Annotated in this window: 7 protein-coding genes; 3 read left to right on the top strand and 4 right to left on the bottom strand. The window is 66.9% G+C overall.

Annotated elements, in window-relative coordinates; translation table 11 throughout:
* A partial coding sequence (locus tag ACTIAO_RS16770; protein ID WP_441907247.1) for a CPBP family intramembrane glutamic endopeptidase occupies positions 1-590 on the top strand: 590 nt, incomplete at its 5' end.
* A gap of 280 nt (positions 591-870) precedes the next feature.
* Positions 871-1,737, top strand: a complete 867-nt coding sequence (locus ACTIAO_RS16765; RefSeq protein WP_051216556.1) for an endonuclease domain-containing protein — start codon at positions 871-873, stop codon at positions 1,735-1,737.
* Between the two features lie 126 nt (positions 1,738-1,863).
* On the opposite strand, the gene ACTIAO_RS16760 is transcribed toward ACTIAO_RS16765, so the two are convergent.
* From ACTIAO_RS16760 to dcd, 3 genes are read right to left on the bottom strand one after another with little or no spacing between them, the layout of a single operon-like run.
* Positions 1,864-2,850: a DUF4231 domain-containing protein gene (locus ACTIAO_RS16760; RefSeq protein ID WP_029153069.1), complete on the bottom strand. Its 987-nt coding sequence runs from the start codon at positions 2,848-2,850 to the stop codon at positions 1,864-1,866.
* A gap of 33 nt (positions 2,851-2,883) precedes the next feature.
* Positions 2,884-3,195, bottom strand: a complete 312-nt coding sequence (locus tag ACTIAO_RS16755; RefSeq protein WP_051216557.1) for a TfoX/Sxy family protein — start codon at positions 3,193-3,195, stop codon at positions 2,884-2,886.
* A 2-nt stretch (positions 3,196-3,197) separates the two neighbouring features.
* Positions 3,198-3,797, bottom strand: coding sequence for a dCTP deaminase (gene dcd / locus ACTIAO_RS16750; RefSeq protein WP_029153070.1), 600 nt, complete (start codon positions 3,795-3,797; stop codon positions 3,198-3,200).
* Between dcd and ACTIAO_RS16745 the strand changes: the two genes are divergently transcribed.
* Positions 3,691-4,599 carry a DUF6518 family protein gene (locus ACTIAO_RS16745; protein WP_441869032.1) on the top strand — a complete coding sequence of 303 codons (909 nt, stop codon included), beginning with the start codon at positions 3,691-3,693 and terminating at the stop codon, positions 4,597-4,599. The two genes, dcd and ACTIAO_RS16745, sit on opposite strands and share 107 nt — an antisense overlap.
* Positions 4,600-4,706: 107 nt before the next feature.
* Here ACTIAO_RS16745 and ACTIAO_RS16740 read toward each other — a convergent pair whose 3' ends face one another.
* Entirely contained in the window at positions 4,707-5,558 is an 852-nt protein-coding gene (locus ACTIAO_RS16740; RefSeq protein WP_441869133.1) for a helicase associated domain-containing protein, read from the bottom strand.
* Positions 5,559-5,936: the final 378 nt, after the last annotated feature.

The raw sequence follows: 5,936 nt of genomic DNA, 5'->3' as shown, positions 1-5,936 counted from the left end.
CCGCGGGCGCCGCCGGGGGGTTGGGCGGCCCCCGCCGGTGCCCCCCGCTGGCCCGCCCCACGGCGCTCGGGCTCGTCGAGTTCGCGCCAGTGGAGGGCGCGGCGGCCGCTGCCCTGCTGGTGCTGCCGCTGTCGATCGTATGGATGGTGTTCGCGTTCGGCGAGGAGATCGGGTGGCGCGGATACCTCACCTCGCTCCTCGCACCGCTCGGCTTCTGGCGGTCGACCCTTGTGATCGGCGGATTCTGGGCCGCGTGGCACCTTCCGCTGACGCTCACTTATGCGCTCGACGGGACGATGCCGTTCCGAGACGTCGTGAGCACCACCGTGAATCTGCTGTTCGCCGCTGTCGCGATCTCGCTCGTGCGGTGGTTCAGCGGATCCGTGTGGCCGGCGGTGTTCGCGCACGCAGTGATGAACACGATGGGGCAGTTCGCGTACAGCAACCTCATCACGCCGCTGACGTCGCTCGACGACGGCGCGTACTGGGCGTTCTTCGGCGTGAGCTGGGGCGTATGGGCCGTGGTGCTCGCGGTCGTGACGCGACGTATCCCGATTCTGTCGGAGACGTCCCCCGCCTGGGTTGGGTAGCGTCGGACATCCGCTCCGCAGCGCCGGGACAGCACCGAATACGGAGGGAATCTCCGACAGAACCGGAGACACTCGGGCCGTGGGCCCGACAGAACCGGGTGCTGCAGCGAGCTGCCCCGGTGAGCGCCGTCGAAGAATGCGGGTTCTGGGCGGCGGAGGCCCTGTGCGTCTGCCGGTCGGCGCGGGGTCAACGCGCTCACAATCGGGATCTTCGCCGATCCATCCCCATTGACGGCACTCGCACCACGCACGGCTGCCCGCTCGAGCGCAGTGTGGGTTCATGACCCCAGACGACATCGCCGCCGCCATCCGGCACGCCGGCGGGTGCGCACGCACCTCGACCCTGTTGAACAGCGGCGCGACGGAGGAGAATCTGCTCAGTGCGCGACGCGCAGAAACCGTCCTGCGGCCGAGGAAGGGCATCTACGTCGTGCCCGAGACGCCCGAGCCGGTTGTGGAGGCCGCCCTGCACGGCGGTGCGCTGACGTGCGCGTCATTGCTGTATCTGCGGGGAATCTGGGTGCTCGACGGCCACGACGATGTGCACGTCTGGCTCGGATCGCGCGGCAGGGCGCGGCCCCACGACGGGTGCAGATGCGTCGCGCACTGGAGCTCGGGATCCGGAGGTGTGGGAGCCGTACCGCTGCATATGGCGCTCGCACAGATCCTGTCGTGCCGCGGCGACGAGGCGTTCTTCGCCGCGTTCGAATCGGCGTGGAACAAGGGCATGCTCGGCGCGGAGGACCGTCAGGCGGTGCGCTCGCGCATCCCGGCGCGGAAGAGGTGGCTCGTCGACTTCGCGCACGGCGAATCCGACAGCGGTCTCGAGTCGCTCGTGCGGCTGCGCCTGCACCTCTTGGGCATCCGCGTCGAGGCTCAGGTGTGGATCGACGATGTCGGACTCGTCGACTTCCTGATCGACGGATGCATCATTCTCGAGATCGACGGCCGCGAGAACCATGACGGCCCGTCGAAGCGGCACAAAGACCTGCGGCGAGACGCAGCTGCCGCCGCGCGCGGGTACACGGCTCTGCGGTTCGACTACGCGCTCGTCACGTACGACTGGCCGGTCGTCGAGGCCGCGATCATCGGCGCGCGTGCAAGCCGCCGGGGCGGTCGTCGCCCGGTTCTGTCGGAGGTCGCGTGATCGACGCTTCGGTTCTGTCGGAGATTTCGCGGCGGTGACGAGCAAGCGGGTCGAGAAGTGCAGAGTCTCCGGCGGAACCAGCGCTGGCTCTTGCGCGGTTCCGACACAACTGGGCTCTCGCCGGCGTCAACCGAAGAGTCCGCCTTGCCGACCGACGATGATCAGGCCGATTCCGACGATCGCCGCAGGAACAAGCCGCAATATCCACGTCGCGACCGGGCTCAGGCGCGGCACCGGTCCACCGATGAGGTCGGTGAACCGCGCGGCCCGTCGGCTGGTGTGCTCGCCGACCGTCTCAGCGACAACCTCGGCTGCATCGAGAACGTCGGCGTGGGTGAGATCGAACCTGCCGGGAGCGTAGATGTATAACTCGGTGCCGACAACCTCAATGTCGCACCCGGGGATCACGTCGACGAAGGTCTGCATGAGGTCAGGTGTGAAGATGTAGTACGCGTGCTGTTCGCTGCCCTGCGGAACATACAGACGCCAGTACCGGGTGAAATCTCCCTCCAGATCGATCCGTTGCACGCGGTCGAACGCAAAGGCATACGGGCGCGGCCTGGTGCGACCTTGCGCCTGCAGGAACATGTGCGGCAGTTCGTTGTCGAGCACCATGCGCACGTAGCCGACCTGGTCGACGCCCTTGAAGGACTGTCCGACGTCCGCCGAGAACGTGTAGTTGCCGACCTCGATCATTCGGGGGTCGTGCGTGTGCATCACCGTCTCGGCGCGGCCCTGACGACCGGCGGTGAACAGCGAACCGCGGAAGAAGCGCGGGTCGACCTCGAGCTCGAAGTGCCAGCCATGGGCAAGCGCGAGCTCCGCCGCAGCGCGGCGCATCCGCCACCGGCGCGCATTCGAGGTCGCGACAGCGACGATGGATCCGAGAAGCACGACCGCAAACGCCACGATCGCGACGCCCGCCCAGAACGCCCCGGAGTCGTCTGTGTCGATCGCGATGCAGACGACGAGTGCGCCCATCGCCGCGAAGACCAGGGCGAGCAGTCCCCAACCGAGCACCATCGGCCAGATGCGTTCGGCACGCCGGATGATCGGCGCCTCGCGACGCGCGTGGCGGCGGAAATCTCGCATCGATGCGAGCCCATGGGTCATCGGCGGATCCTCTCAGACGCGGCTCATCGCGTGTCAGTCTCCGAGAGCGCGGGCGATCGCGTCGCCGATCCAGTCGGCGAGGATCTCGTCGCCGGGGTCCGTGAGCGCGGCGAACGGCACCTCCTGGCCGCTGGGCAGCCGCAGACGGTGCGCGCCCTGCTGCAGCGCGACGTCCAGCGCCTCGCCTCCGCCCATCGGGAAGAACACCTCGTCGCCCGAGACGCCGACCGCCATCTTGCCGCCGAGCATGAACGCGAGCGATCCCATCATGCGCTTCTCGTCGACATCGCCCGCCGCCTCGATGATCGCGCGCACGCGATCCGCGATCTCGGGGTTGTAGGCCATGTCTACTCCCCGGCGGATCCGATATCGGTCACGGACACGTCGGTGCGCACGAACCGCAGGTGCGAGCGGCTCGCAGTCGGCCCCTGCTGCCCCTGGTAGCGGTTGCCGTATGCGCCGTACGCGTTCTCGGCGGGCGACGAGAGCCGGAAGAAGCAGAGTTGGCCGATCTTCATGCCGGGCCACAGCTTGATGGGGAGCGTCGCCATGTTCGACAGCTCGAGGGTGACGTGACCGGAGAACCCGGGATCGATGAATCCGGCCGTCGAGTGCGTCAGCAGGCCGAGACGTCCGAGCGACGACTTGCCCTCGAGTCGGGCGGCGACATCGTCGGGCAGCGTGACGGTCTCGAACGTGCTCGCCAGCACGAACTCGCCGGGGTGCAGGATGAACGGCTCGTCCGCGGCCACCTCGACGAGGTGAGTGAGATCGGGCTGATCCTCGGCCGGGTCGATGAACGGATACTTGTGGTTGCTGAACAGCCTGAAGTAGCGGTCCATGCGCACGTCGACGCTCGACGGTTGCACCATCAGTCGGTCGAGCGGATCCAGACGGATGCGTTGGGCGTCGAGCTCGGCGTTGATATCGCGATCAGAGAGCAGCACGGCTCGAGTCTACTTTGCGATCGCACAGCGACCTCGACGCCGCCGAAGCGGAAGCGAACGTGCGCAGAGGACTGCCGGCGCAATGGTCGTGCGGCATGGGGCGTTGAAGCGCAGTCGTGTCACAAACACACCAAGCACGCCCTCCCCCTACGATCGGTGCCATGACCCACGACGCTCAGCGAACCTCATCCGGCGCTGCCAAAACAGCCGCACCGGAGCCGCGGCGCTCGTCGCGACGTTCTGCACCATCATCGGAAGCCTGATCCTCGGCGGGGTGACGTCGTATGCTCAGGGTTTCCTGCCGGATGCTCTGCAATCGTTCGCCAACTCAGCGAGCGGCTGGAGCCTGATCACATCAGTGCTTGTCGTCGTCGCCAGGGTCCGCTGGCCTCTGGCCGCACTGCTCGGCGCAGGCAGCTTCGTTGCACTGACCGTGGGATATGCCATCGTGTCGACGTGGCGCGGCTTCTACTATGACCCGCTCATGTTCTCCGTCATCGGCGTGATCGTCGGGCCGTTCGTCGGCGTCGCCGCGTGCTGGCTCCGTGCAAACGGCATTCGCGCGGCCGCCGGAACCGCGCTGCTTGCCGGCATCGGTGTCGGAGAAGGCGTTTACGGGCTCACCGCGGTAGCGGAGACCACCAGCCCCGTGTACTGGATCGCGATCATCATCCTGAGCGCTGCGCTCGTTGTCTACACTTCCGTGACGAGGGTACGCGGATTGCTCTCGCTGATCGTGCTCTTCGGCGGCACACTCGCGATCGCCGCTGCGTTCAACATCGCCTATCGGGGTCTCGGATAGCGCGAGAGCACGTGATGTATCGGCGCGACCCGCGAGGCCCAGCCGAGGAGGGGTGTGGAGCCATGCGCGAGCCCTTCAGTTCTCACGCCCCACAACCGGCATCCGGCTCAACGAGCGGGCCTGTCGGAGCTGCTGGCCGAGGCGACGTGAGGTACGCCTGATGCTCGTCCTCGGCGGCGCCACGGAGTGTTCACTCCCATCCGAGCATCCCCCGTCGCCAGCCCGTCAAGCCGAACTCCACCCCGGCGCAAGCGAATCGAGGATTGCGCGACGTTCCGGCACCAGAGTGCCTGACGCTGCCTGAGCTTGGTAGTTCCGCAGTCACCGCCCGAGCGTCGATTCCAGAGCGAGCGCCGCTTTCGCACGCGGCCACCGGCTCTCCGCGTCACGAACTCCGCGAGCTCCTGCACCTTCCCGCGCCAGAGATCGTCACGGTCATCGGTCAGCCACCCGGGTGCGACGTCGTCCAGATACTCACGACGCTCAGACGAGAGCTTTCCTTTCCCGGATGCCACCCGCTGCGTGCCTAGCCATAGACCGAGCGTCTTCTCGGAGATCTTGCGCGAGTGTCCATTCGGCCAGCGCGCGTGTAGCTCGCGGAACGCTCCTAGCTCACGACAGCGCGTCCGCCACCTCTCCTCGCGTGTGTGGGACGACACCGCATCACGCGCTGACACGACCCACTCTGGCACGGCTGTCTCGTCAGCCCAGCCGGAGGCTTCGTCGTTGAGAAACTGCCGCCTATCCGCGGCGAGCCTTCCGCCTCGAGCTGCTCTCTGTTGAGCACCCAGCCATACTCCGAGAGCCCGTTCGGTCGGGTCGCGCGCATCGTCGCTCGGCCACCTCGCGTGCCGCGCCTGAAAATTCCTGACCTCGCGGGCTTGCTTCCGCCAATACTGCTCCGTGCCGAGGAGCTGGTTCCCTCCGGACCGTTGTTTATGTCCACGTCCCACTGCCATCGTCCTGTCTGTCGTCTCGTACTGACGTGCGGCGGCTGCATGTTCGCCGGGCACATCGAGACTTCGGAGCGTGACGTATCGCGGATTGAACGCCGCGGGAAATTGTGAATGTGCACCGCGCCGTGGATCACATTTTTGATGCAGTGTCGAACGCCCCGACAGCAGGCGATGGTGCTGGTGCGGATGGGGTCGCCGACGCGACATCGATCACTCTCGCGACCAGGGCGCGTCTGACGAGTGATTTGGTGGCGCGCTGGGAATCTTGAGCGGTGCGGCAGAGCCGCCTCCCTGGACGCCGCCGATTACCGGAACAGGAACGTAATTGGAGTGGACCCCAGAAGTTGGACACCGCAATCAAGCGCTGTCCCCCGAAGGAGT

It is taken from the genome of Microbacterium sp. (genome assembly GCF_052099035.1).
GTDB lineage: Bacteria > Actinomycetota > Actinomycetes > Actinomycetales > Microbacteriaceae > Microbacterium.
Note: the sequence above shows the minus strand (reverse complement) of the source record. Positions and strands in the feature narration are given on the sequence as shown.

Coding starts and splice junctions, on each gene's coding strand:
- ACTIAO_RS16755 (WP_051216557.1), bottom strand. CDS start 3,195: ATGGCCTACAACCCCGAGATCGCGGATCGCGTGCGCGCGATCATCGAG.
- ACTIAO_RS16745 (WP_441869032.1), top strand. CDS start 3,691: ATGCGCACGTCGACGCTCGACGGTTGCACCATCAGTCGGTCGAGCGGA.
- ACTIAO_RS16760 (WP_029153069.1), bottom strand. CDS start 2,850: ATGACCCATGGGCTCGCATCGATGCGAGATTTCCGCCGCCACGCGCGT.
- ACTIAO_RS16765 (WP_051216556.1), top strand. CDS start 871: ATGACCCCAGACGACATCGCCGCCGCCATCCGGCACGCCGGCGGGTGC.
- ACTIAO_RS16740 (WP_441869133.1), bottom strand. CDS start 5,558: ATGGCAGTGGGACGTGGACATAAACAACGGTCCGGAGGGAACCAGCTC.